25 protein-coding genes are annotated in these 24276 nt (G+C 70.5%); 14 read left to right on the top strand and 11 right to left on the bottom strand.

Features of this window, described 5'->3' with window-relative positions:
- The first annotated feature begins 23 nt into the window (after positions 1–23).
- The gene (locus OIE40_RS14575; protein ID WP_264703385.1) at positions 24–800 is read left to right on the top strand and encodes a GntR family transcriptional regulator; all 777 of its coding nucleotides are present in this window, start codon (positions 24–26) and stop codon (positions 798–800) included.
- Here the strand turns inward: OIE40_RS14575 and OIE40_RS14570 are convergent.
- Both OIE40_RS14570 and OIE40_RS14565 read right to left on the bottom strand, forming a co-directional pair.
- Positions 797–1588, bottom strand: coding sequence for a lysophospholipid acyltransferase family protein (locus OIE40_RS14570; RefSeq protein ID WP_319805237.1), 792 nt, complete (start codon positions 1586–1588; stop codon positions 797–799). The two genes, OIE40_RS14575 and OIE40_RS14570, sit on opposite strands and share 4 nt — an antisense overlap.
- Positions 1589–1654: 66 nt before the next feature.
- Entirely contained in the window at positions 1655–2422 is a 768-nt protein-coding gene (locus OIE40_RS14565; protein ID WP_264703381.1) for an SDR family NAD(P)-dependent oxidoreductase, read from the bottom strand.
- Positions 2423–2466: 44 nt separating this feature from the next.
- Here OIE40_RS14565 and OIE40_RS14560 point away from each other — a divergent pair, with 44 nt between their 5' ends.
- Both OIE40_RS14560 and OIE40_RS14555 read left to right on the top strand, forming a co-directional pair.
- A complete protein-coding gene (locus OIE40_RS14560; RefSeq protein WP_264703379.1) occupies positions 2467–3066 on the top strand; it encodes a maleylpyruvate isomerase family mycothiol-dependent enzyme in 600 nt (199 codons plus the stop codon).
- A 58-nt stretch (positions 3067–3124) separates the two neighbouring features.
- The gene (locus OIE40_RS14555) at positions 3125–4165 is read left to right on the top strand and encodes an endonuclease/exonuclease/phosphatase family protein (protein WP_264703377.1); all 1041 of its coding nucleotides are present in this window, start codon (positions 3125–3127) and stop codon (positions 4163–4165) included.
- A gap of 9 nt (positions 4166–4174) precedes the next feature.
- Here OIE40_RS14555 and OIE40_RS14550 read toward each other — a convergent pair whose 3' ends face one another.
- Genes OIE40_RS14550 through pta form a run of 3 tightly spaced genes read right to left on the bottom strand, consistent with a single transcriptional unit; the run spans position 4175 to position 7694 of the window.
- Positions 4175–4387, bottom strand: coding sequence for a hypothetical protein (locus OIE40_RS14550; RefSeq protein WP_264703375.1), 213 nt, complete (start codon positions 4385–4387; stop codon positions 4175–4177).
- A 36-nt stretch (positions 4388–4423) separates the two neighbouring features.
- Positions 4424–5611, bottom strand: a complete 1188-nt coding sequence (locus OIE40_RS14545) for an acetate/propionate family kinase (protein ID WP_264703373.1) — start codon at positions 5609–5611, stop codon at positions 4424–4426.
- Positions 5612–5630: 19 nt separating this feature from the next.
- Entirely contained in the window at positions 5631–7694 is a 2064-nt protein-coding gene (pta, locus tag OIE40_RS14540; RefSeq protein WP_264703371.1) for a phosphate acetyltransferase, read from the bottom strand.
- Between the two features lie 262 nt (positions 7695–7956).
- Here pta and OIE40_RS14535 point away from each other — a divergent pair, with 262 nt between their 5' ends.
- Both OIE40_RS14535 and OIE40_RS17070 read left to right on the top strand, forming a co-directional pair.
- Positions 7957–9117 (top strand): DUF222 domain-containing protein, encoded by a 1161-nt coding sequence (locus OIE40_RS14535; protein ID WP_264703369.1) that lies wholly within the window; start codon positions 7957–7959, stop codon positions 9115–9117.
- Positions 9033–9302 carry an HNH endonuclease gene (locus OIE40_RS17070; RefSeq protein WP_264703367.1) on the top strand — a complete coding sequence of 90 codons (270 nt, stop codon included), beginning with the start codon at positions 9033–9035 and terminating at the stop codon, positions 9300–9302. Before OIE40_RS14535 ends, OIE40_RS17070 begins: the two co-directional genes overlap by 85 nt.
- 110 nt (positions 9303–9412) lie before the next feature.
- On the opposite strand, the gene OIE40_RS14525 is transcribed toward OIE40_RS17070, so the two are convergent.
- From OIE40_RS14525 to OIE40_RS14515, 3 genes are all read right to left on the bottom strand, one after another.
- The gene (locus tag OIE40_RS14525; protein ID WP_264703366.1) at positions 9413–10204 is read right to left on the bottom strand and encodes a deoxyribonuclease IV; all 792 of its coding nucleotides are present in this window, start codon (positions 10202–10204) and stop codon (positions 9413–9415) included.
- Between the two features lie 20 nt (positions 10205–10224).
- Positions 10225–12210 (bottom strand): VldE C-terminal domain-containing protein, encoded by a 1986-nt coding sequence (locus OIE40_RS14520; RefSeq protein ID WP_264703364.1) that lies wholly within the window; start codon positions 12208–12210, stop codon positions 10225–10227.
- Between the two features lie 179 nt (positions 12211–12389).
- A complete protein-coding gene (locus OIE40_RS14515; protein WP_264703362.1) occupies positions 12390–13733 on the bottom strand; it encodes an MFS transporter in 1344 nt (447 codons plus the stop codon).
- Between the two features lie 129 nt (positions 13734–13862).
- Between OIE40_RS14515 and OIE40_RS14510 the strand changes: the two genes are divergently transcribed.
- The 7 genes from OIE40_RS14510 to OIE40_RS14480 all read left to right on the top strand — a co-directional run bounded on the left by OIE40_RS14510 (position 13863) and on the right by OIE40_RS14480 (position 18700).
- Positions 13863–14684, top strand: coding sequence for a M15 family metallopeptidase (locus tag OIE40_RS14510; RefSeq protein ID WP_264703360.1), 822 nt, complete (start codon positions 13863–13865; stop codon positions 14682–14684).
- Between the two features lie 159 nt (positions 14685–14843).
- Positions 14844–15134, top strand: coding sequence for a 30S ribosomal protein S6 (rpsF, locus tag OIE40_RS14505; protein WP_264703359.1), 291 nt, complete (start codon positions 14844–14846; stop codon positions 15132–15134).
- A gap of 66 nt (positions 15135–15200) precedes the next feature.
- Complete coding sequence (locus OIE40_RS14500; protein ID WP_264703357.1) at positions 15201–15719, top strand: single-stranded DNA-binding protein; 519 nt, start codon at positions 15201–15203, stop codon at positions 15717–15719.
- 96 nt (positions 15720–15815) lie between these two features.
- On the top strand, positions 15816–16055 hold the full coding sequence (gene rpsR / locus OIE40_RS14495) for a 30S ribosomal protein S18 (RefSeq protein WP_264703355.1): 240 nt from the start codon (positions 15816–15818) through the stop codon (positions 16053–16055).
- 17 nt (positions 16056–16072) lie between these two features.
- Positions 16073–16519: a 50S ribosomal protein L9 gene (gene rplI / locus OIE40_RS14490; protein WP_264703353.1), complete on the top strand. Its 447-nt coding sequence runs from the start codon at positions 16073–16075 to the stop codon at positions 16517–16519.
- A gap of 107 nt (positions 16520–16626) precedes the next feature.
- Positions 16627–17847, top strand: coding sequence for an MFS transporter (locus OIE40_RS14485; protein ID WP_264703351.1), 1221 nt, complete (start codon positions 16627–16629; stop codon positions 17845–17847).
- A 64-nt stretch (positions 17848–17911) separates the two neighbouring features.
- A complete protein-coding gene (locus OIE40_RS14480) occupies positions 17912–18700 on the top strand; it encodes a DUF3152 domain-containing protein (protein ID WP_264703349.1) in 789 nt (262 codons plus the stop codon).
- An 11-nt stretch (positions 18701–18711) separates the two neighbouring features.
- Here the strand turns inward: OIE40_RS14480 and OIE40_RS14475 are convergent, their stop codons facing one another.
- The 3 genes from OIE40_RS14475 to OIE40_RS14465 form a co-directional block, all read right to left on the bottom strand.
- On the bottom strand, positions 18712–19347 hold the full coding sequence (locus tag OIE40_RS14475; RefSeq protein ID WP_264703347.1) for an NAD(P)-dependent oxidoreductase: 636 nt from the start codon (positions 19345–19347) through the stop codon (positions 18712–18714).
- Between the two features lie 261 nt (positions 19348–19608).
- Positions 19609–20034 (bottom strand): cupin domain-containing protein, encoded by a 426-nt coding sequence (locus tag OIE40_RS14470; protein WP_264703346.1) that lies wholly within the window; start codon positions 20032–20034, stop codon positions 19609–19611.
- Between the two features lie 83 nt (positions 20035–20117).
- Positions 20118–21071 carry a patatin-like phospholipase family protein gene (locus OIE40_RS14465; RefSeq protein ID WP_264703344.1) on the bottom strand — a complete coding sequence of 318 codons (954 nt, stop codon included), beginning with the start codon at positions 21069–21071 and terminating at the stop codon, positions 20118–20120.
- A 75-nt stretch (positions 21072–21146) separates the two neighbouring features.
- Here OIE40_RS14465 and OIE40_RS14460 point away from each other — a divergent pair, with 75 nt between their 5' ends.
- Positions 21147–23405, top strand: a complete 2259-nt coding sequence (locus tag OIE40_RS14460; RefSeq protein WP_264703342.1) for a 3-hydroxyacyl-CoA dehydrogenase/enoyl-CoA hydratase family protein — start codon at positions 21147–21149, stop codon at positions 23403–23405.
- Between the two features lie 96 nt (positions 23406–23501).
- Positions 23502–24131, top strand: coding sequence for a hypothetical protein (locus OIE40_RS14455; protein ID WP_264703341.1), 630 nt, complete (start codon positions 23502–23504; stop codon positions 24129–24131).
- Positions 24132–24276: the final 145 nt, after the last annotated feature.

Below are 24276 nucleotides of genomic sequence, written 5' to 3'. Positions count from 1 at the left end.
GTCTGCTCCGAAGCGAGGAAGCTGTGAAGGTCCCGAAGTACTACCAGGTCAAGAGCGAGCTCCTGGCGATGATCGCCGATCTCGCGCCGGGCTCGGCGGTGCCGACCGAGCGTGAGCTGGCGTCGCGCTTCGGGACGTCACGCACCACCGTGCGGCAGGCGATCGCCGAGTTGGTGATCGAGGGCCGGCTGGTGCGCACCCAGGGCAGTGGCACGTTCGTGGCCCAGCCGAAGCTGATGCGGGTGCGCCCGCTCACCTCGTTCTCGCAGGATCTGACTTCCGAGGGTTGGCGGCCCGGCAGCGTGCTGCTCGGCATCGCCGAGGTACCAGCTGAAGGAGAGGCCTGCGAGCACCTGCGGGTGGCTCCGGGTGCGGCGATCCACCGGGTCGAGCGGCTTCGGACCGCCTTCGACGAGCCGATCGCCCACGAGGTGGCGCTGCTGCCCCGGGTGCTGCCGGGACTTCAGCGGCGGCTGGCCGAGCACGGCTCGCTGTATCGGACGCTGCACGAGGACTACGGCCAGCAGGTGGTGACGGCCGAGGACACCGTGGAGACCGCGATGGCCGACCCGGTCACCGCCGACCTGCTCGGAGTCGAGACCGGCCTGCCGTTGCTGCTGGTGCATCGCACCGGCTGGGACGCCGAGGGCGAGCCGGTGGAGTGGACGACGTCGAAGTTCCGCGGCGACCGGTTCCGGTTCGTGTCCAGGCAGCGGCTCGACTGGTCCGCCCCCGATGCCGGGGGCGGCTTCCACCTGGACGCCGTCGGCCCGGAAGATGCGGCCGGCCCGGTCCGCTAGCCGTCGACGGGCGGTTCGGCGTCCCTGGACGCCTCGGCGTCGGCGGCCTGGGCCTGCTCCGTCGCCGCCTTGCGCAGCGCGACCGCGCGGTGGAAGTCGGCCTGCGTGGGCATGCCGTAGGCGCGGGCCGTCGAATCGTGCAGTTCGACCACGTAGCGGTAGATCCGTTCGGCGAACTGGTGGGCGATCTCGCCCGGCGCCGCCTTCAACGCCCGGCCGAACACCACGTGCACGTGCGGACGCCCCTGCGGCGGACGGGTGGTGCCGTACGGCATCGCGGCGAAGGCGCCGACCAGGGCGATCGGCAGCACCGGCACGTTGCGGCTGATCGACAGCGCCGCGTGCCCGGGGGTGAACCCCTTCATGGCGCCGGTCCGCGAGCGGGTGCCCTCGGGGAACAGCAACAGTGGCACGCCCTCACTGAGCAGGACGCCGGCCATCCCGCGCCGATTGCGCAGGCCCTTGCGGTCGACCGGGAAGGCGTTGAAGAACAACCGGGTGGCCGCCGTGGTGTACCACGTGGTGAAGAAGTAGTCGGCGGCGGCCCCCGCCGCCAGGTTGCGGCTCAGCCGGCGGGGGAGCGCCCCCATGATCAGCGGCGCGTCCAGGTGGCTGGAGTGGTTGGCGACGGCGATGAACGGTGCCTTCAGGCTGTCGAGGTTGCGCCGTCCGTGTTCGTGGACGTGCAGGGCCGACCAGATGTACGGCTTCATGATCAGCTGCTGGGCAGCGAACCGTGCGGCCACTCCCTGGGGGGAGGTGTACTTCCTGGATTCGTCGTCAGCCACCACGTCCCTTCCCGCCGCATCGAAAGTTCACCGAATCGTCGCGCAGCACACCCTAGGCGAGGGCCGTCACTCCCGGCTTCTGCTCAACATACGGGAGGCCAACCGGACGGCGGAACGCGGCGCGTGCCTGGCTAGGAGTTTCTGTAGTTTCCAGCGTTTGGTGGGCACCGAAATGGCCCGCCCTTTGTCGGCATCGGCCAAAGTCTCGCGGGCAACTCTGTCGGGTTCCACCCAGACGAAATCGGGAATGGATGACGTCGTGATGCCGGCCCGGTCGTGGAACTCGGTTCGCACCCAGCCCGGGTTGACGGCGGTCACGGTCACGCCGCTGCCGTGCAACTCGTTGGCCAGGCCCTCCGAGTAGGCCAGCACCCAGGCCTTGATCGGCGAATAGGCGCCCTGGCTGATGTAGGCGGCCAGCGAGGCGACGTTGATGATCGTGCCGTGCCCGCGCTCGCGCATGGCCCGTCCGGCCGCCCCACCCAGGGCGAGCACGGCCAGGCACATCACGTCGATCGCCCGCTCGTGGGCGGGCAGATCGTCGTCGAGCAGTTTCACGTGCAACCCGTAGCCGGCGTTGTTGACCAGGACGTCGACCGGACGTTCGGCGTCGGCAAGCCGGGCAGCGACCACCAGCACGTCGTCGCGCACGGCCAGGTCGGCCGGGAGCGTCTCGACGCCGACCCCGTACCGATCGCCCAGCTCAGCGGCCACGGACGCGAGCCGGTCGGCGTCCCGGGCGACGAGCACCAGGTCGTGGCCGCGCTCGGCCAGTGCCCGGGCGAAGGCGGCGCCGATGCCCGAGGTGCCACCGGTGACGAGTGCGGTTGTCATCGGTCCACGCTAGCGGCAGCGCGGCGACCGACCTACTCTCAGGCATGGACAATGCCGACCTGATGCTGGCCACCGCCGAGGCGTTCGTGGCCGTGGTGAGCGAGATCCCGCACGACGCCTGGGAGCGTCCCGGGTTGGGGGTCTGGGACGTCCGTGCCCTGGTCGGCCACACCGGGCGGGCCATCAGCACGGTGACCACCTACCTGGACCGGCCGGCGTCGGTGGTCCGGTGCGAAACCGCCGCGGCCTACCTCTCGGGTCTCCACACGATGGACGCCGCGGCCAACGAGGAGGTGGCCGGACGCGGCGTGCAGGCGGGGCACGAACTGGGCGACGAGCCGGCCGAGGTGCTGGAGAACCTGGTCGAGGGGCTGCGGCGACGCCTGGCGGCGATCGACACCGACCCCGTGATCGACACGGCGTTCGGCGGCATGCGGCTCAGCGACTACCTGGAGACCCGGCTGGTCGAGTTGGTGGTGCACTGCGGGGACATCGCCGCCGCCACCGGTCTCGAGGACGGCCTGCCGCCGCAGGCCGTGCAGCGGACCCTGACGATCGTTGGTGAGGCGGCGGTGCTGAACGGCCGCGGCCTGGCCGCGATCCGCCGGCTCACCGGTCGCGACGGATCGGACTTCCAACTCTGACGGTCTCACTCGAAGCGGACGCGCCGCCGCCGCCGGCCCGGTAGGGCACGCTTGGCCCGTGACGCCCCTCTCGACGCGAGCCGCGGGGTCGTCGGCCGCGTCCGCCCGCCGGGTGCGGCCGATCCGTGGACAGGCGTGGTTGGTCACGCCGGGTCTGCTGGCGGCGCTGCCCGCAACGGCCGCGACCTATCTGCGGGTGGTCCCGCCGACCACCGAGCTCGGGGCGAAGATGGCCGCCTTCATCCCCTACGGGTTGGTGTTCTGGCTTCCGGCGTGCGTTCTGCTGGGGATCGCGACGATCCGGGCCTGCCGGCACGCGAGCCGCGGGCGCGGCGTCCTCGCCGCGCTGAGCGCGCTGGTGGTCGCCGGCCTGGCCGCGACCGTGGTGTGGGAGGGGCCGGCCTTCGTCGCCGACGGGCCACCGGCCCGCACCGCGCCGCTGCGGATCCTGAGCATCAACGTCGCCTCGCGGGCGGACACCGACGCGGTGGCCCAGGTCGCCGAGCGCGCCGACGTGGTGGTCTTCGTCGAGGCCGGCAGCGAGTGGGCGGGGACGCTGATCGACGGCTTCCACAAGCGGTTTCCGCACCAGGTGCCGCGGCCGGGCGAGCCGGGCTTGGGCGGATCGATGATCTTCTCCCGCTATCCGATCGAGTCCGCGCAGCCGCTTCCGGCGAGCTCGTTCCAGCAATGGTCCGCCGTAATCGACACCCCGCAACTCGGGCGGCTTCGGGTGGTGGGGGTGCACCCGTGCAACCCGTTCTGCGGGGTGGACCTCTGGCGGCAGGAGGCCGAGCAGCTGCGCGGGTGGCTGGACGGCCGCGATCGCAGCATCCCCACCGTGGTGGCCGGAGACTTCAACGCCGTCGACGATCACCTGCCGATGCGTGAGCTGTACGAGGACGGCTTCCGCAGCGCCGCCGACCTGGCCGGCGCCGGCTTCGTCCGCACCTGGCCGGCCGGCCGCCGGGTGCCGCCGCTGATCGGCATCGATCACATCCTGCTCGACGACACCCTCACCGCGACCGCGTTCACCACGACGGCGGTGCCCGGCACCGACCACCTCGGGGTGCTGGGCACCATCGCCGGGGTCGGCTGAGGAGCGCCGTTAGCCCTGGTGCGAGCCGGCCGTGGCGGCGTCCGCCATCGGTCCCGGGCTCGCCACCACGACCAGTTCGGCGCCGACCTTGCTTGCGATCCGGTCGAGGGCCCGGACGCCAATGTGGGTCACGTAGCCGGTGCGCCGCGTGGGTACCGGCGTTCCGGCGTCCGGTCGCCCGGTGAGCCGGCGGGCACCGGACGTCGGGGTCGCGGAGTTCACGCCCTCACCCTAGCCAGGTCAACCGGCGGGCCCGCCTCAGGCGCCGATCGCCTCCTTGGTCTCGCGCGCCATCGCCAGCTCCTCGTTGGTGGGCACCACCAGCAGGGTGATCGCCGAATCCGGACCCGAGATGACCCGGGGCTCCTTCGATCGGGTGTCGTTGGCGGCGGCGTCCAGGGTGACGCCCAGGAAGGCGAGTCGGTCGGCGATGGCCGCCCGCAGGCCCGGGTTGTTCTCTCCGACCCCCGCGGTGAAGGTGATCGCCTTCACGCCGCCGAGGACGGCGATGTACGAGCCGATGTAGCTCAGCAGCCGGTGGGTGTAGACGTCCAGGGCGAGCCTGGCGTCGGCATCCCCCTCGGCGATCAGCTCGTTGATGTCGCGGAAGTCGGTCACGCCGGACAGGCCGAGCATGCCCGACTTCTTGTTCAGCAGGGTGTCGATGTCGTCGATGCTCATGCCGAGCCGCCGGGCCAGGAAGGCGTGCAGCCCGGGGTCGACGTCACCGGAGCGGGTGCCCATCACGAGCCCGGCCAGCGGGGTGAGGCCCATGGACGCCTCGACGGCTTCGCCGCCGCGCACCGCCGAGATCGAGGCGCCGTTGCCGAGATGGCAGACGATCTGGTCGAACGACTCGTACGGTTCACCGAGCACCTCGGCGACCTTTCGGCTGACGTAGCTGTGCGAGGTGCCGTGGAAGCCGTACTTGCGGATGCCGTGCTCGGCGGCCAACTCGCGCGGGATGGCGTAGGTGTAGGCCTCGGCGGGCAGGGTGGAGAAGAAGGCGGTGTCGAAGATCGCCACGTGCGGCACGTCCGGCAGGCTGCGCATCGCGGCCTCGACACCGGCCAGCCCCGGCGGGTTGTGCAACGGTGCCAGCGGGGACACCTCGCGCAGGCGGTCGAGCACCTCGTCGGTGAGCACCGTGGTCGAGTTGAAGAAGGATCCGCCGTGCACGATGCGGTGCCCGACCGCGCGCACCGAGGTCAGGGCCGGGCCGTGCTCGTCGAACATCTTCACCAGCACGGTCAGCGCTCGGCCGTGGTTGGGGAAGCCGCGGGTCTCGTGGAAGGTCTGGCCGTCGACGGTGTGGTCGATGGTTCCGGACTCGTCGCCGATGCGCTGGATGATGCCGGACGCCAGGACGTCCTCGTCGTCGGCGTCGATGACCTGGTACTTGATCGAGGACGATCCCGCGTTGAGCAGCAGGATGGGGGTTGTCACGGGTGCTCCTAGGGTCGGGTCAGTGGGTCTCGGTCTGGGCCTGGATGGCGGTGATCACGACGGTGTTGACGATGTCGTCGACCAGCGCGCCGCGGGACAGGTCGTTGACGGCCTTCTTCAGGCCCTGCAGGATCGGGCCGATCGCCACCGCACCCGAGGACCGCTGGACGGCCTTGTAGGTGTTGTTGCCGGTGTTCAGGTCGGGGAAGATGAACACCGTCGCCCGGCCGGCCACCGCGGAATCCGGCAGCTTGGTGCGCGCCACCGCCGGGTCGACGGCGGCGTCGAACTGGATCGGGCCCTCCAGCGCCAGGTCGGGACGCCGCTCGCGGACCAACTCGGTGGCCTGCCGGACCTTGTCGACGTCGGCTCCCGAACCCGAGGTTCCGGTGGAGTAGGAGAGCATCGCGACCCGCGGCTCGATGCCGAAGGCGACAGCGGTCTCGGCCGAGCTGATCGCGATGTCGGCCAGCTGTTCGGCCGTGGGGTCGGGGTTGACGGCGCAGTCGGCGTACACGTGCACCCGGTCGGGCATGCACATCAGGAACGAACCCGACACCACCTTGACGCCCGGCTTGGTCTTGATGAACTCCAGCGACGGCCTGATGGTGTTGGCGGTGGTGTTGATCGCCCCCGAGACCATGCCGTCGGCCATTCCCAGGTGCACCATCATGGTGCCGAAATAGGACAGGTCCTTCATCTTCTCCCGGGCCTGCTCGACGGTGACGCCCTTGTGGGCGCGCAGTTTCGCGTACTCCTCGGAGAACCGCTCGACCAGCTCGGGGTTGGTCGGGTTGACCATCTCGGCGCCGTCCAGCACCCAGCCCATCGCCGAGGCGCGGGTCTTGATCTCGACCGGGTCGCCGAGCAGGGTCAGGTCGGCGACGCCGCGCTGCAGCAGGATGGACGCCGACTCGAGAATGCGGTCGTCGGACGACTCGGGCATCACGATCCGGCGCCGGTCACGGCGGGCCAGCTCGTTGAGCTGGTAGCCGAACATCAGCGGGGTGACCGCCTTGGACGGCTCGACCTCGATCGCCTTGATCAGGGCCTCGGCATCGACGTGTTCGGCGAAGATCCGCCGTGAAATCTCCACCTTGCGCGGCGAGGAGGTGAACAGGCCGTGGGTGTTGAAGACGGCCTTCGCCGTGGTGTAGGTGCCCTGGTCGGTCATCCCGATCGGCAGGTCGAGATGCATGCCGTCGAACAGCTTGCGCACGTTGTCGGGGATCGGATATCCGCCCGTGAGGATCACCCCGGTGAGTTGCGGGAACGAGCCGGAATGGTGGGCTAGGATGAGGCCGGGCAGCAGGTCCGAGCGGTCGCTCGGCATCAGCACGGTCGCCTCGGTGACCAGCCGGGACAGGATGTTCGGCAGGGTCATGGCGGCCACCACCACGTCCTGCGACTCGCGGTCGAGCAGATCGGGGTTGCCCAGCACCTGGCGGGCGCCGACCGCCTCGAACTGGTCGCGCAGCGTCGGCGCGATCAGCACCGGGTCGGACGGCAGCGCCGCCACCACCAGGTGGGTGAGGTCGCGCAGGGCCCGGGCCGTCCCCTCCAGGATCTCGGGGTTCACCCGGTTGGCGAACACGCCGATCGTCTGCACGTGGTGCGCGGTGAACTCGTTCAGTGCCGACTCTGCGGCGCTGCGGATGTCGTCCACGTCGCGATCGTGGCCACTGACGACCAGCAGCAGCGACGAGCCCAGGTTCGCGGCGACGTCGGCGTTGAACGACAGCTCGGTGGGGCTGGTCACGTCGGCGTAGTCGGAGCCGAGCACGACGATGGCGTCGAAGCGGGGGCTGATCCGGCCGAACTTGTCGACGATGGTCTGCAGGGCGCGCTCAGGGTCGCTGCGCATCTCGTCGTAGGTGATCCCGACGGCGTCGTCGTAGTCGAGCGTCACCCCGGGTTGGCCGAGCATCATCTCGAGGATGTCGTCCGGACCGCCGGAGCGGACCAGAGGACGGAACACGCCCACCGACTCCACCTCGCGCAGCAGGGTGTCGAGCAGGCCGAGCGCGACCACGGACTTGCCGGTCTGACCTTCGGGGGCGGCGACATAAATGCTTCGAGTCACGCCTGACAGGCTATTGGGTCGGCCGCACGATGTCTGCCGAGGGTCCAAGGTCGCGCGTTCCCGTGGTTGGACGAGCACGCGGGTGCGTCATCCCGGGGCTTGCCCCGGGATCTCGGTTGTCGAGCCAGTCGGGCGGAGCGTCTTGTCCGATTTATCAAGGGCTCTAAGGTGATCTGTGGATAACTAATACCGGTTTCTGATGCTTGTGGATTACTTGTTGGGTGTTCGAAACGCGTCAGGGGCGGTGTGTAGCGTGTGAGGTATGGAGAACTCGTTCGGGCATCACAGCGATCACGATCTGGTCGCGGTGCTCGATGGCGTTCTGGACGCCCTGACCGATGACCGGCTACGGCTGGAGTCTCCGCAGCAGCGGTTGGGGTTGGCGGTGGCGGCGGTGCGGGTCGCCTCCCGAGTAAGCGTCTGGGTGCAGGGACTGATGGCCGGTGTTGAGGCCGACGAGGTGGCGGTTCGGGTGTATGGCACGTCGACCACGACCTGGTTGGCCGACGCGGCCCGGCTCACCCCGCGCGAGTCGCGCCGGCTGATCCGTGCCGGTGAAGGTCTGGCAAAGTTCGGGTTGGTGGGTGAGGCTGCCCGCACCGGGGAGGTGTCGGCAGTCCAGGCCGAAGCGATCACGAGTGTGCTGGCCGAACTGCCCGACGACTTCGACACCGACCAGATCATCGAGGGTGAATCCACCATGATCGGGTTCGCCCAGACCCATAACAGTGCCGAGCTGCGCCGATTGACTCATCATCTGGTCGAGGTGCTGTCGCCCGAGACGGTCGAGGCGCGTGAGGCCGGGCGGCTCGAAAGGGAAGCAAGGCTGGCCCACGCCCGCCGGTTCCTCACCCTCACCGATGACGGGCACGGGTCGGTGCTGGTCCGGGGCAGTCTGCCCGTGGTCGATGCCGAACCGTTTAGGAAACTCATCGACAGCTACGCCGCGCAGCTCACACGCGGCCTCGAGGCAGCCGACCCGCTGCAGCCCACGGTGACTGCGGCGCAGCGCCGCGCCGATGCGCTGTGCCGGCTCGTGGAGCGGCACCAGCACCAAGCACTCGCACCCTGCCTGGGCGGGGACCGGCCCCGGCTGGTGGTCACCCTGTCCTACGACACCCTGCTGCGCAGGCCCACGACATCGGCACGACCGGCACGACCGGCACGACCGGCACGGGGCAGGGCATCGCGCCCAGCGTGCTACGGCGGCTGCTGTGCGACGCCGACATCCTGCCCATCGTGCTCGGCGGTCCCTCCGAGGTCCTCGACGTCCGCCGACAACAACGCCTCGTCACCGCGCCGATCCGGGCAGCCCTCAATCACCGAGACAAGGGCTGTGTGTTCCCCGGCTGCGACAACCCACCCGAAACCTGCCACGCCCACCACATCGAGCCCTGGTGGAACGGCGGCACCACCGCCCTAGCCAACCTGGCACTGCTCTGCCCCCACCACCACGCCCTCATCGAACCCAGCCACAACCCCACCACCCACCGATGGACCCTAACCCTGCGCCCCGACGGCACCAGCGAGATCCGGCCACCCCGCAGAGTCGACCCCCACCAGAAACCCCGCATCCACGCCCGCTTCCTCACCCGCAGACGCAACTGACAAACACCCCGCTTGAACGAGATCCCGGGGCAAGCCCGGGATGACGAGGACCGCCGACGCAACCGACAGGCGCCCGGGGAGACCCCGGAGCGACCAGGGCCGCTGGTGCGCTAGAACCGCTCGGCCAGCCAGGTCAGGTCGCGGACGTGCTCGGCGACGCCGCCGGGGGTCTCGATCACGACGGGAGCGTCGGCGCTGCGCAGCACGTCGGCGACCCCGTCGGGGTCGCAGTGGCCGGTGCCCCAGTTGGCGTGCCGGTCGGCACCGGAGTCGAAGGCGTCCCGGGAGTCGTTGGCGTGAATCAGGTCGACCCGGCCGGTGATGGCACGGACGCGGTCGACCAGGCCGAGCAGCTCGTTGCCGCCGGCATGCGCGTGGCAGGTGTCGAGGCAGAAGCCGACCATGTCGGCGTTCTTCGACTCCGAGACCGCCGCCCACAGCCGCTCGATGCTGGCCAGAGTGCGAGCCATCGCGTTGGTCCCGCCGGCGGTGTTCTCGATCAGCAACGGAACGGCGATGTCGAGGCCCTCGACCGCCTTGAACCAGTTGGTGTAGCCGATCTCGGGCGCCTCCTTGGCGCCCAAGTGGCCGCCGTGCACGATGACGCCCGCCGCCCCGATCTCTGCGGCGGCGGTGAGCTGCTTCTGCAGGTGCTGCCGCGACGGGATGCGGATGCGGTTGTTGGTGCTGGCCACGTTGAGCACGTAGGGGGCGTGCACGTAGAGCGCGACACCGGCGGCCTCGGCGTCCGCCCTGAGCGCCGCGGCACCCCCGGCATAGGCGACCTGCGGACCCTTCCAGCCCTGCGGGTCGCCGAGGAAGAACTGGCTCACCCGTGCGCCGCGGGCGTTCGCCTCGGCGATCGGGTCGGCCTGGTCGACGTGTGCTCCCATGGCGATCATGCCCGCGAGCCTAGCCGTGGCTACTCGATGGTCACCGGCCGGGACGTCGCCGACGTCGGCGCGTAGCGGGTGCTGGCGGCCGTCACCACGACCGTCAGTGCCGCCGAGCGCTGGCCGTCGGTCGGGGTGTAGGTCTGGGCTGTGGCGCCGTCGATCGGGGTGCCGTCGGCGTACCACTGGTAGCCGAAGGCCGGCGTCACCTTCACGTCGGGGTCGTCCGCCGACGACCAGGTGCCCTCGGAGGCGGTCACGGTGCCGCCCACGACGGCGTCCCCGCTCACCGAGACGCCGCTCGTCGACAGGGATCCGGCCGCCACCTTGGAGGTCTCGGCGGACAGCCGGTTCACCGCCGGGTAGCCCTCCTTGGTGCCGATCACCCGCACCCGCAGCCGCTTGCCGTAGTCGGCTGCGGTCACGGTGTAGCGGCGTGCGGTCGCCCCGTCGATCACCTCGCCGTCGCGGTACCACTTGTAGCGGTAGGAGACGGGATCGGGCTGCCAGACTCCGCGTTTGAGGCCGATGTTCTGCCCCACCCGCGGGGTGTTGTCCTCGATGGTCACGGGGTAGCTCGTGATACCCGAACCCACCGTTGCGGTCGCCTTGGAGTACGTGGCCACCGAGGTGTAGCCCTTGCGACTGGCGCTGACCCGCACCTTGATCGTGCTGCCCTTGTCGGCCGCGGTGAGGGTGTAGGTCTTCGAGGTCGCGCCGGAGATCTGCTTGCCGTCGCGGTACCAGCGGTAGCTGAACGTCGCCGGCGGCGTCCAGCTGCCGGTGTTCGCGGTCAGCTCGCCCCCCACCCGGACGATGCCGTCGATGACCGGCGTCGCGGTCGCCAGGAACGTCTTGGGCTGCACCGTGGCGTTGACCGTGTAGGTGTAGTCGGTGATCCAGCCCCGCAACTTGGCCCGCACCCGCAGCCTGAGGCCGCGGCCGATGTCCGCCTCCCGCACCTGGTAGGTCGACGACGAGGCGCTGGAGATGTCCTTGCCGTCGCGTTGCCACTGGTAGGCGAACGACGTCCCGGCCGGAAAGCCGGCCCCGGGCGTGCCCTTGAGGATCGACCCGTAGACGTAGGTGCCGCTCACACTCGGGCGGGGCGTCGGGAAGACGCCCTTCACGGTGTCGGTGGTCTCGTCGGAGGTCTTCACGACGCTGGACGCGCCCAGGGTGGCACGCACCCGGACCGTGATGGCGTGACCCACGTCGTCGGCGGTCAGGGTGTAGGTCTCGCCGGTCGCACCGGGGATCGATCTGCCGTCGCGCTGCCAGCGCTGGTTGAACGTGGCGCCGGCGGGTGGCCAGGTGCCTCGGACCAGCCGCAACGTCAGCCCGACCCGTGCGCTGCCGGCGATCGCCGGGACGTTGGACGGGTACGGGGTGAAGGGGCCGACGCTCACCCGCGTCCAGCTGGTCGACGACGAGCGTCCGATCACCGGCAGGCAGGCCGCGTAGGACCTGGTTCCGCACGGTCCCAGCTGCGGAACCGTCAGGACCTTGCCCGTCCACCACGAGGTCTGCGCCATCGCCCCGTCCCAGGACAGCGAGATGTGCACGTGGTCCTTGTGGTTGGCCGTCCACGAACCCCGGTCGGCCATCGTGCGCCAGCCCAGCTCCTGGTAGTAGATCGACCAGATCCGCTGGTTCCAGATGATGTACATGATGCCGAGCCGGTAGGCGACCTCACCGTTGTTCGCCGTCACCCACGTGATCATCTCGTTGACCTTCGCCCGATCGGACGCCTTGCGCGAGTCCATGTGCCAGTCGAGGGCCCGCCCCTCCTTGTGCTCGGAGACACCGCCGCTGCTGCAGAACCGGGAGATGCCCCAGTTGGCACCGCCCCACTTGGCGATCAGCGCCTTCATCAGCCGGGAGGTGCCCGGCTTGGCCTCGGGACTGCAGGTGCTCTGCGCCTTGTACCCCAGGTGGGCGTCGATGCCCGGCGTCTGCAGGGTCTTCGGCGGCGGCGGATTGCTCGCAGCGGTGGCCTGGCTGATCGGCGCCACCAGGACGAGAAGGGCGGATGCGGCGGCTAGCAGTGCTCGTGGGCGCATGAGGTCTCACAACGTCGGCGGGGGCTTTGGTGCAGGCTAAGCCGATTCGCCGCCGAGTGACACTAGGTCTCAAGGAAGCCTCGACACCTGTGCGTCCGCCCTGCAACCGCTGTGCGAAACACCGGTGCTCGTCACCGTCCCGGCTCGGGCGGACGCACGCTCAGGTTCCAGTCGACGCTCAGGTCCCCGCGGCGGAACCGTTCGTAGGCGTCCACGTCGCGATCGCGGAACTCGTTCCGCGAGCGGACCCGGTAGCGCACCACCTGCGCGGTGCCGATCACCCACGGCACGAACTGGAACGACATCGCCCAGCCGAATGCCTCGGCCGTGTGCGGCTGTCCTGCCGGCGTCAGGGCGTCCAGGATCAGCCCGACGGTCAACACGCTGACGATGGTGGCGATGAAGCCGCCCTGGTTGATCACGCCGGTCGCGCTGCCCTGCTGGTCGGCCGGGTTGGACGTCCGGGCGTAGTCGAAGCCGATCATCGACACCGGGGCACAGGTCCCCATCGCGGCCGCCAGCACGCCCAGCAGCCACAGCGGGGCGGTCCCTGGCCAGAGCAGCACCGCCGCCCAGGCGGTCATCTGGAAGCCGAGCGTGGCCAGCACCAACGTCGAACGGTGGAACGGCCGATGGGCGACGAACTGCCCGACCAACGGCGCGACCAGCACCGCCACCAGCGTGATGCAGGTCAGCATCAGCCCCGCGTTGATCGGGTCGACGTGCTGGGCCTCGACCAGGTACGGGTAGCCCCAGAGCAGGACGAAGAAGTTGCCGCTGAACGTGCAGGAGAAGTGCACCCAGAAGCCGAGCCTGGTGCCGGTGCGGCCCCAGACCTCGCGCAGGGTGCCGGTGATGTGCCGGCGCGAGATGGGGGTGCCGGATCGGTTGCGGTGTTCGGGGGTGTCGCGCACGAACGCCGCCAGCAGCCCGACGAAGACCAGGCCGAGGAAGGCCGGGGCCAGGAAGGTCGTCGTCCAGCCCGCGCTGCGCAGCAGCAGCGTCACCGGGACGGTGGCGGACATGGCGCCGAGCTGGCCGAGGAAGCCGGTGATCTGGGTGAACAACGGCACCCGCATGGTGGGGAACCACGAGTTGACCAGGCGTAACACGCTCATGAAGATGACGGCGTCGCCGGCCCCGGTGAACACCCGGGCGAGCAGGGCGGCGGGGTAGGTGGACGCCAGCGCGAAACCGACCTGGGCCAGCGCCAGCACGGTGATGCCGCCGATCAGCAGCCGGCGCGGGCCGAACCGGTCGACGGCCAACCCGGCCGGCACCTGGAGTGCGGTGTAGACGAGCAGCTGCAGCATGGTGAATGTCGCGAGCTGGGAGGCGTTGATGCCGAAGCGGTCCTGGGCGAGCAGGCCGGCCACCGACAGCGAGCTGCGCAGGAACACGGTGAGCATGTACGAGCCGACGCCGACACCCCACACCAGCATGGCGGTACGGGTGATTTTCGTCGGGGGGACCACTGGTCAGGTCTATCAGCGGGCCGGCCGGGTGCGGCTCTCGTGGTCGCGCCTCGGACGGCGTGGGCGTCCGACCGTGTCACGATGGGCGGGGCCCCCGGCGGGCGGGGCCGGCGGACGAAGGGGGTGGCGGTGACGGTGGCACGAAGGCGGCTGGCCGCGACCGTCGCGGCGCTGCTGGCGGCCACGGTCGGCGTCCAGCTCAGCGGGTGCACGGCCGGGGCCGGGACGGGCGCCACCGGCCCTGCGTCGGCTGCGTCGGATCCGACCAGCGATGCGTCGGAGGGTGTGCCCAGCCCGGGCGGCGCGCCGGGCACCTCGACGACCAGCCCGGCGGGCCCGAGCGCGACCGCGTCCGACACGCCGGCGCTGCGGCCCGCGTCCACGCCCGTCGACGACCGCTCGGGCAAGGCGCGCAACACACCGCTCACCGTCAACGGCATCGTGGTGGTCTCGGCCGAGCACCCGGTGGGCTCGCGCTACACGCCCGAGTTGGCGTCCGGCCAGCCGCTGGCGAAGCCCGCTGCGAGGGCCTTCACGAAGCTGCAGCGGGCGGTGCGCATGGCCGGACTGCGACTGGACGTGGTCTCCGGCTACCGCTCCTACGGTGCCCAGTCGGCGCTGTACAACAGCCGGCTGGCCAGCATGGGACGCGCCTGGACGGCCAAGTACGTCGCCAAGCCGGGCACCAGCGAGCACCAGACCGGGCTGGCCGTCGACCTGCGCAGCCCGTCCGGCCGCGGCACCAGCTTCGACGACACCAGGGAGTGGCGCTGGCTGCGCCGCCACGCCCAGGACTACGGCTTCGTGCTGCGCTACCCGCAGGGGACGACGAAGATCACCGGGATCGGCTTCGAGCCCTGGCACTGGCGCTACGTGGGCGTTGCGCAGGCCACGGCCATCCGGGCACTGGGTGCGGACGTCACGATCGAGGAGTACCTGCGCCTGACCTGAAAATGGGGACTGTCCCCATTTCAGGCCACCCGATTGGCGGCGGCGGGGTACGGACGGCTAATGTTGACCGTTGGTGCCTCCTGGCACCAACTGCATCACGCCCTCCTGCCATGGGAAATGCTCATGGCCGCTCGAGACCAGAGGAGGTGGAGTTCGCGTATGCGTCAGTACGAAGTCATGGTGATCATCGATCCCGACGTGGACGACCGTCAGGTGAACGGCGTCCTGGAAAAGCCGCTGGCGGCTTTCACGAAGTCCGGTGGAACCGTCGACAACCTGGACATCTGGGGACGTCGCCGGCTCGCCTACGACATCCGGAAGAAGTCCGAAGGCATCTACGCCGTCATCAACCTGACCGCTGAGCCCGCTGTCGTGAAGGAGCTGGACCGCCAGTTCACCCTGAACGAGCAGATCATGCGGACCAAGGTCATCCGGCCCGACACCCGCTAGGCGTTTCTGTCGGCCCCGGCCGGCAGGCTCTGATCGACACACTCACCCGATCGAAAGAACACACTCATGGCAGGCGAAACCCAAATCACCGTCGTCGGCAACCTGACGGCTGATCCCGAGCTGCGCTTCACCCCGTCCGGGGCGGCCGTGGCCAATTTCACCGTCGCCTCCACCCCGCGGACGTTCGACCGTCAGACGCAGGAGTGGAAGGACGGGGACGCCATGTTCCTCAACTGTTCGGTGTGGCGGCAGGCGGCCGAGAACGTCGCCGAGTCGCTGACCAAGGGCATGCGGGTCGTCGTCCAGGGCCGGCTGAAGTCGCGCACCTACGAGACCCGTGAGGGCGAGCGTCGCACCGTGTTCGAGATCGACGTCGACGAGGTCGGCCCCTCGCTGCGGTACGCCTCGGCCAAGGTCTCCCGAAACTCCGGCGGAGGTGGCGGCAACTACTCCGGTGGCGGCGGCAACTCCGGCGGTTCGGACGCCTGGTCGTCGGGCGGCGGCAACGCCGGGGGCGGCAACAGCAACCGGTCGGCCGGCAACGACCCCTGGGCGCAGGCCCAGAGCGAGGAGCCTCCGTTCTGATCGGCCGCGGCTGATCGTCGGTTCCGGCGACTCACCCACTCACTCACCCATGTCATTCCGGCTCCGGCCGGGCTCACTCAGAAGGAGAGCACCACAATGGCCTCATCGCAGCGCAAGCCTGTGAACAAGAAGAAGATCGCGCCGGCCAAGTCCGTGCGGATCGGCCACATCGACTACAAGGACACCGCGACCCTGCGGAAGTTCATCTCCGAGCGCGGCAAGATCCGTGCCCGCCGGGTGACCGGCCTGTCCGTCCAGGAGCAGCGCAAGGTCGCCATCGCCGTCAAGAACGCGCGCGAGCTGGCCCTGCTGCCGTACGCGTCCACCGCCCGCTGAGAAGGAAGGACCCACGCATGAAGCTCATCCTGACTGCACCGGTCGACCACCTCGGCATCCCCGGCGAGATCGTCGAGGTCAAGGACGGTTACGGCCGCAATTACCTGCTGCCCCGCGGTTTCGCGATCAAGTGGACCAAGGGTGCCGAGAAGCAGATCGACGGCATCAAGCGGGCGCGCGACGCCCGTGAGATCCGCAACGTCGAGCATGCCAAGGAGATCCGCACCCAGCTCGAGGCGCTGGCCGTCTCGCTGCCGGCCAACGCGGGCGACAGCGGCAGGCTCTTCGGCGCCGTCACCCCGGCCGACATCGTGCTGGCCGTGAAGAAGGCAGGCGGCCCGGCCGTCGACAAGCGCGCCGTCGAGATCGCCAAGCCGATCAAGACCGTCGGTACGCACACCGTCGGCCTCAAGCTGACAAGCGGCGTGACCGCCCACATCAACGTGAGCGTCGTCGCCGCCTGATCCAGGCACCACCACGGCGAGGCGGGGAATTCCCCGCCTCGCCGTCGTTTGTGCGGACCCGCCCCAACCGCCGGGGCCGCATCGAGTAACCCCAGCAGGAGAACGACATGGCGCAGCATCTGCCCTACCGGGCGCTGTTGCGCACCCAGGGCACGTCGTTCGTCGTGCTGGGCTTCCTGGGCCGGCTGCCGACCGGCGTGCTGCCGTTGTCGCTGCTGCTGTACGCACACCACCAGCTCGGCTCCTTCGCACTGGCCGGCCTGGTGGCCGCTGCGCTCAGCCTGGGCGGCGCCTTCGGCGCGGTGCTCGTCGGTCACCTGTCCGACCGGTTCGGGCACCGGCTGGTCGGTGTGGCGGCCACCGTCGTCCAGACCTGCGCACTGATCGGATTCATGCTGACCTGCCGGCCCGGCGCCGCCCTGGCCGTCCCGTTGGCCTGCGCCGCGCTGACCGGCTTCGCGAACCCGCAGCTGGGTGCGATGGCCCGGGCCCGCTGGTCGCAGGCCGCGGCGACGCGTCCGGACCGGACGACGTTCACCGCCTCCGCGATGGCGTGGGAGGGGGCCGTCGACGAGGTGTCGTTCGTGCTCGGGCCGGTGCTGGCCACCGTGCTCGCAGCGGTCTCGCCCCAGGCTCCGCTGCTGGCCACGCTGGTGCTGGCCTGGGTCGGTCAAGTCGGCTTCGCGCGGCACCGCACTGCGCTGCCGCCGGCCGGCCACGGCAGGCAGCGGCACGCCGAGGCCCCCGACCGGGTCGACCTGGCGGCGCTGGCCTGGCTGGCGCTGGCCGCCGGCGGCGTCGGGCTGATCTTCGGCGGTTCGCAGACCAGCGTCGCGGCGTTCTTCACCCTGCAGGATCAGGAGGCCGTCGCGGGCGCGGTGTACGGCGCGATGGCGCTGGGCAGCGCCGGCATGGGCCTGCTCAGCAACCGACTGCCGCGGCGGCTCGGGGCCGGGGCGCGGATCGCCTGGTTCGGCCTGGCGTGTGTGCTCGTGGCGCCGCTGCTGACGCTGGCCTGGGACGCCCCGAGCATGGCGGCGGCGTGCCTGCTGGTCGGCGTGATGGTGGGCCCGATGCTGGTGTCGTCGTTCGCCGCGGCCGAACGCATCACGCCACCGGAGCGGACGGGCACCGTGATGACCGTGCTGTCCACCGCCCTGGTGGTCGGGGTCGCGGCCGGTGCGGCGGTCGCCGGGCAGCTCATCGAGGCGTTCGACCCGCACGTCGCGGCCTGGATCGCCACGACTGGGGCCACGGTCTCAGCGGTCGCCGGGCTGGTGCTGCTGCGCACCGAGCGGGCCGGCACACCGCCTCAGCGCAGATCCTGATCGCGATCCGGCCGGCAGCGGGTCGTAACCCGGGGCGTCCGGCCCGCTCGCCTAGGGTGAACCGGTGGATCGACGCGAGACCAGACAGCCGAACTGGGGGCGGATCGGACTGATCGCGGCGTGCGTCGCCGCCCTGATCGGGCTGGTGGTCGGCGTGCGCGCGCTGTCCGCGCCCGTTGAGCGGGCCGGTGAGCCGACGATCGCCGTCCCCGCCCCGACCGGCACCCGGTTCACTGCGTCCGCGACCCCCACTACGACTGCGACGCAGACCGGGACGCCGTCCGGCACCGCGACCGCGACCGGCACCGCCACCGAACAGCCGACCACGACACCGACCAGCACGATGAAGTCCTCGGGCAGATACACCTGGTCGACCTCCACGGCGGACGCCGCCGGTTCGGAAGGCACCCTGTACCGCTACGCGATCGCGGTCGAAACCACCGCCAAGGTCAAGCCCGACACCGCCGCCGGCGCCGTCGCCGAGGTACTCAACGACCCGCGCAGCTGGACCGGCGACGGCGACGTGCGCTTCGCCCTGGTGCCGAAGTCCAAGGCCGACATCACGCTGTACCTGGCCAGCACCGGCACCGCCGCACAGCTGTGCGGGTCGGACGCCGACGCGGCCTACAGCTGCGCCACCCAGGACGCCGTCGTCCTCAACGCCGAGCGCTGGAAGGCCGGGGCGTCCACCTACGCGAGCCTGGCCGACTACCGCACCTACCTGGTGAACCACGCCGTGGGGCAACTGTTGGGCGAGAAGCAGCGGGACTGCGGCGGCGCGGGCAAGAAGGCGCCGGTGATGATGCAGCAGAGTGTCGATCTGGACGGCTGCACCGCCAACCCCTGGCCCTGAGCGTCAGTGACTCAGTAGCCCACGGTGAACCGCTCGCGTTGGTGCACGGGCCGCTCGAGCTCGTCCAGCACGGCGACGGCCAGGTCGGCGCCCGAGATGAACGAGTTGCCGTCGGCGTCGCTGACCAGCACGTCGCCGCCGACGCGGTAGTGGCCCGTCCGCTCGCCGGGAACCCAGGCGCCGAAGCCGGCGGCCGGATGGACGTAGAACCAGTCCCGACCGGTGGTGTCGGCCTGCAGGTCCTCCAGCACACCGATGGCCTCCTCGGCCTCGGCCCGGGCCTGTTCCGGGAAGTCGCCGTCGATCAGCCGCGGGCCGCCCGGCGCCACCAGGCTGCCGCCCGCACCGCCGATCACACCGAGCCGGACGCCGGGGTCCAGCGCCGCGAGCAACTCGCTCACCGCGGGCCGCACCTTGCCGCTCATCTCGCCCCGGCCGGGCACCGAGAACACGACGGCATCACTTCCCCGCACCGCCTCGGCCACCGCCGTGGTGTCCAGCACCGACGCCCGAACCTGCCGTAGGCCCTCGATGGGTTCGGCGGGTGCCGAGCGGGCCACCGAGGTGACCTCGTGGCCGCGGGCCAGGGCCTCGTTGACGATGTGGGCGCCGGCGTAGCCGGTGCCGCCGATGACTGCAATGCGCATCTGGAGCTCCTTCGGGAACGGTGCTGGTGGCCGTCGACGGACACCCACCCCGGATAAGGACACCGGGCCCCGATTCATTCCGGTATCTGCCGGACGCCCCCACCCCGCTTGTGGCGGATCGGAAGGCACCGCCATGACAGCCTCGCAGCACCCACCAGCCGTCGCACGCCGGCTGATCGCCTCGCACGCCCTCGCGGGTGGGCCCTGGGTCTGTCCGACGCCGCCCTGGTTGGCGCGGCGATGCTGGGCGCGCTGGCCGCCTCAGTCCTCGGCGGGGTCGGTCTCGGCGTCGTGCTGGGTCGGATGCACCGTGCCCGGCTCGTGGTCGGCGGGCCCGTACAGCGCGTACACCTTCATCGGCTCGTCGCCGATGTTGGTGATGTTGTGCCAGGTGCCGGCGGGCACCAGGACGGCCCAGTCGTCCTCGACCTCTTCACGGAAGCTCAGGTCTGACTTCTTGGGGCCCATCTCGACCAGCCCCTTGCCCTGCTCCAGGCGCAGGAACTGGTCGTTCTCGGGATGCACCTCGAGCCCGATGTCGCCGCCCACCGGAATCGTCATCAGGGTGAGCTGCAGGTGTGCGCCCGTCCACACCGTGGTGCGGAAGTTCTCGTTGGCGAGCGTCCGCTTCTCGATGTCGACGACGTACGGCTCCTTGCCGTAGTCCTTGTTCTTCCTCACGGTCATGCTGGTTTCTCCCTTCGGCGTCCCTGCCATCCTTGCCGATCGGCCCGACGGTTTCGAGCGAATCGGCGGAGACGTCCGGCCGGCTACAGGCCGATCCGGTCGAACTCTGCGGCGGCCAGCGTGCGGCCGAGGTCGATGAGTTCGGCGCAGCGCTGGAAGTCGAGCACCGAACACGTGTCGACGGGTACGCCGATCAGCACGTCCGGGGGCTCCAGCACCGTGCGGGCCACCTCGATCCTCGCCTGCATCACGTCGAGGGTGCGGCCCAGCAGGTCCATGATGTTCACATCCGACGGCAGGTCCTCGTACGGCTTGTCCGGCTCGGGCGGGCTGAGCAGTTCGTGGATGCGTCGGCCGGCCCAGCTGTCGCTGAGCGTCTCGCCGATCCGGGCGCCCCACGACGGCTGCTTCGCGTCGGTGGCGATGTCGCCGTTGTCGGCGCTGGCGGCGTCGGAGGACTCGTGGCTGGGGCTGCCCCCGTTGTGCAGCCCCGGCGGCCGGGCGAACAGCGACACCGCCACGCTCACCGAGCCGGGCATCTCCATGGCGGCGGCCATCGGCAGCGGGTTGAGCAGGCCGCCGTCCACCAGCAGCCGCTCATCGATCCGTACCGGAGTGAACACCGCGGGTATCGCGATGGACGCCCTGATGGCGGCGATCAACGGGCCACTGCGGAACCACACTTCGCGAACCTGATCGATGTCGGTCGCGACGGCCGTGTAGGGGATGGGCAGGTCCTCGATCCGGACGTCGCCGACGAACCGGTGCAGCTCCTTGATCACCCGTTGCAGCCGGACCAGTCCCGGAGCGCCCAGGGTGAGGTCGGTGAGGCGCATGTAGTCGGCCCTGGTGAGGGTGCGCACGTACGCGCTGAACTCGTCGATCGTGCCGGCCGCCAGGACGCCGGCCACCAGGGCGCCCATCGAGGTGCCGGCGACGCCGACGACCTCGTGGCCGCGTTCCCGCAGCTCTTCGATCACGCCCAGGTGCGCGAATCCCCGCGCGCCGCCGGAGCCCAGTATCAGGTTCACCTGCACGCCCCGAGTCAATCACGTCCGGACCGAAGGCCGATCCTGGTCGCTACGATCCGAGGAGGACCAACGGAGGTGTCGATGAACCACACAGACGTCCGAACGGCAGTGGTGGTCGGGGCGGGGGCAATGGGGTCGGGCATCGCCGCCCACCTCGCCAATGCGGGCGTGGCTGTCACGCTGCTGGACGTCGTGCCCGACGACGCCGGCGACGACCGTTCCCGACTGGCGCGCGAAGCCATCGCGCGGCAGGTCAAGGCCGGAGGCTTCATGCTGCCGGTGTTCGCCGAGCGGGTGAGGCCCGGCAACGTCGTCGACGACGTGGACGCCTACCGCGGCGCCGACTGGGTGATCGAGGCGGTCTTCGAGGATCTCGGGGTGAAGCGCGCCCTGTACGCCACCATCGAGGCGCAGCGCGGGCCGGACACGATCGTCAGCTCGAACACGTCCACGATCCCGCTGGCGCAGCTCGTCGAGGGCCGCGACGAGGGCTTCGTGCGGCACTTCGCAATCACCCACTTCTTCAACCCGCCGCGGCAGTTGCCGCTGCTCGAACTCGTGGCCGGGGCGGCGAGCGAGCCATCCGTGGCTGAGCGGCTGCAGCGGGCGGGGGACCACCAACTGGGCAAGACGGTGCTGCGCTGCCGGGACACCCCCGGCTTCCTGGCCAACCGGATCGGCAACTTCTGGATGGCCGCGGCGGCCGCCGAAGCGCTTCGCGGCGAGGTCGACATCGAGACCGCCGATGCGGTGATGGCCCGGGCCTTCGGCACGCCCCGCACCGGCGTCTTCGGCCTGTTCGACCTGGTCGGGATCAACCTGGTGCCGCTGATCTGGACCAGTTTCCTGAAGCTGCTCCCGGCCGGCGACGGCTACCACCGCTACGACATCACCGCCGATCCCACGTTCACCGGGCTGCTCGACCGCGGGCTGCTCGGGCGCCGTGGTCCGGGCGGATTCACCCGCCGGCAGAAGACCGCCGACGGGCCCGTCGACGAGGTCATCGACACCGCCACCTTCGAATACCGGCCGCGGCGCACCCCGGCCGACCCGGTACTGGCCGCGCGGGGGTTGAGGGCTGCCTGCGAGACCGACTCGGCCGGTGGCCGCTACACGTGGGCGGTGCTGCGCGAACTGGTCGACTACTGCTGCCTGACCGCACCCGCCATCGCCGACCACATCGGACTGATCGACGACGCGATGAAGCTCGGGTACGCCTGGCAGGCCGGACCGTTCGAGCTGGCCGACCAGGTGGGCGCCGGCTGGCTGGTCGAGCGCTTCGAGGCCGACGCACGCCCCGTGCCCACCCTGCTGCGGCAGGCCGCCGACGCCGGTGGGTTCCGGCCGCAGCCCGGCAAGCTGCTGGCCGGCGACGGCACCGTCGTCGACGAGCCCGCGGTGCCGCTGCGGGTGGCGGACGCGGTCGGCGTGCTGGCCGAGAACGAGTCCGCCGCCCTGGTGGACCTGGGCGATCAGGTGGCGTGCCTGACCCTCAGGACGAAGATGAACGTGTGCGAGCCGGGCCTGTTCGACCTCGTCGACCAGGCCCTGGAGCTGGGCGCGGCGGGACGGTTCGCCGCGCTGGTGATCGGCACCGACCATCCGCGGGCGTTCTCGGCCGGCGCCAACCTGAACGTGTTCGCCGGCCTGGTCGAACGCAACGACGCCGACGAACTGCGCAGGTTCACCGAACGCGGCCAGCAAGCCTTCGCCAGGCTGCGGGCCGCGTCGTTCCCGGTCGTGGCCGCAGCGCACGGGCTCGCCTTGGGCGGCGGCTGCGAACTGATGCTGGCCGGGCAGCACATCGTCGCCGCTGCCGAACTGTACGCGGGCTTCCCCGAACGCAAGGTCGGCCTGATCCCGGCCTGGGGCGGGGTCACCCGGTCGGTGGTGCGGGCCACCCTGCGCGGGCACCCCGACCCGGCCGCGCGGGCGTTCGCGCTGGCCTCGACCAGCGCGGTCAGCACCTCGGCCTTCGGCGCCCGAGCCGAGGGGTTGCTGGTGCCGTCCGACGAGATCGTGATGAACGCGTCCCGGGTGCTCGAGCGGGCGAAGGCGGTCGCGCTCGAGCTCGTCGGCGCCGAGCGGCGCGCCGAGCCGGCGTCCTACCCCCTGCACGACCCTCGGCTCGAAGCGCTGGACGCCGGCTGGGCGGACGCCTCGGCGACCGACCGGCGCATCGTCGGGGCGTTGGCCGGCATGCTGACCGGCGACGAGTCCGTCACCGAGCAGGAACTGCTGCGCCGTGAGATAGCGGTCGCGCTGGAACTGGTCGTGCTGCCCGCCAACCAGGACCGGATGCGGCACATGCTCACCACCAACCGCCCATTGGAGAACTAGCCGAGGCCTACCGCGCGGCTGGACATCGTGGGTCCCAACCCGGCGGGTTGCGGAAAAACCGTTCCCGTCCCCGCGCCCGACTGATTGACTGGTCCCATGGCGACGCGTGGACGGGTACCGGCGGCACTCGGCCTGGCTGTCGGCCTGGCCGTGACCATGGCGGGCTGTGGCTCGCCGCCCTGGGAGGAGGGCGCCTCAACCAGCGCGACACCCACGCCGTCGGCCTCGCCCTCGACCGCCGAGCCGGTGGTCAACGACCTCGCCGAAGGGTCGTTGAAGCGGAACCTCAAGGCGGGCGCGGCGTCGCTCGAGGTGCACTACTGGTCGACCCTCGACCTCGGGCAGTGGACTCCCGAGGTGTCCAAGCCCTTGACGGTGGCCGTGGTGGGCACCCTGCAGGGGGGCGCCAAGGGCCAGCAGATCTTCCTGACCTCGGTGCGTGCCGCGGGCACCGCGACCGGCGCCGACGGCACCGCCCACGAGCTGGACGCCGTGGAGGACAACGCGACCGTCAGCCCCGGCTACCTGATCAGGAAGCCGAACTCGTACCAGCAGGTGCTGACCCTGCCGGGGGCACCCGCCGGAAGCACGGCCATGCGGATCACGCTGACCTACCAGCTGCTCATCCAGTCGGAACCGAAGGCCGACACCTACCTGCGACAGGCCGTGAGCGACACCGTGCAGGTGCCGCTGGTGACCGTTGCGGCCACCTCGGCGACACCCTGACCAGCCGGTTCGCACCGGGTTGATCCAAACCTCAAGAACCTCAAGAACAGGCCGGTGTGAGTCTTGATCATCTCTTGATCGCAGGCTCACCGTTGCCTGGGGCCAGCTAATGGTTGAAGGTGCAATCTTTCCTCACAAGCCTTCC

The organism is Micropruina sonneratiae (genome assembly GCF_025972045.1).
Lineage (GTDB): Bacteria > Actinomycetota > Actinomycetes > Propionibacteriales > Propionibacteriaceae > Micropruina > Micropruina sonneratiae.
The sequence above is the reverse complement of the archived record's forward strand: the minus strand, read 5'-3'. Positions and strand labels throughout refer to the sequence as shown.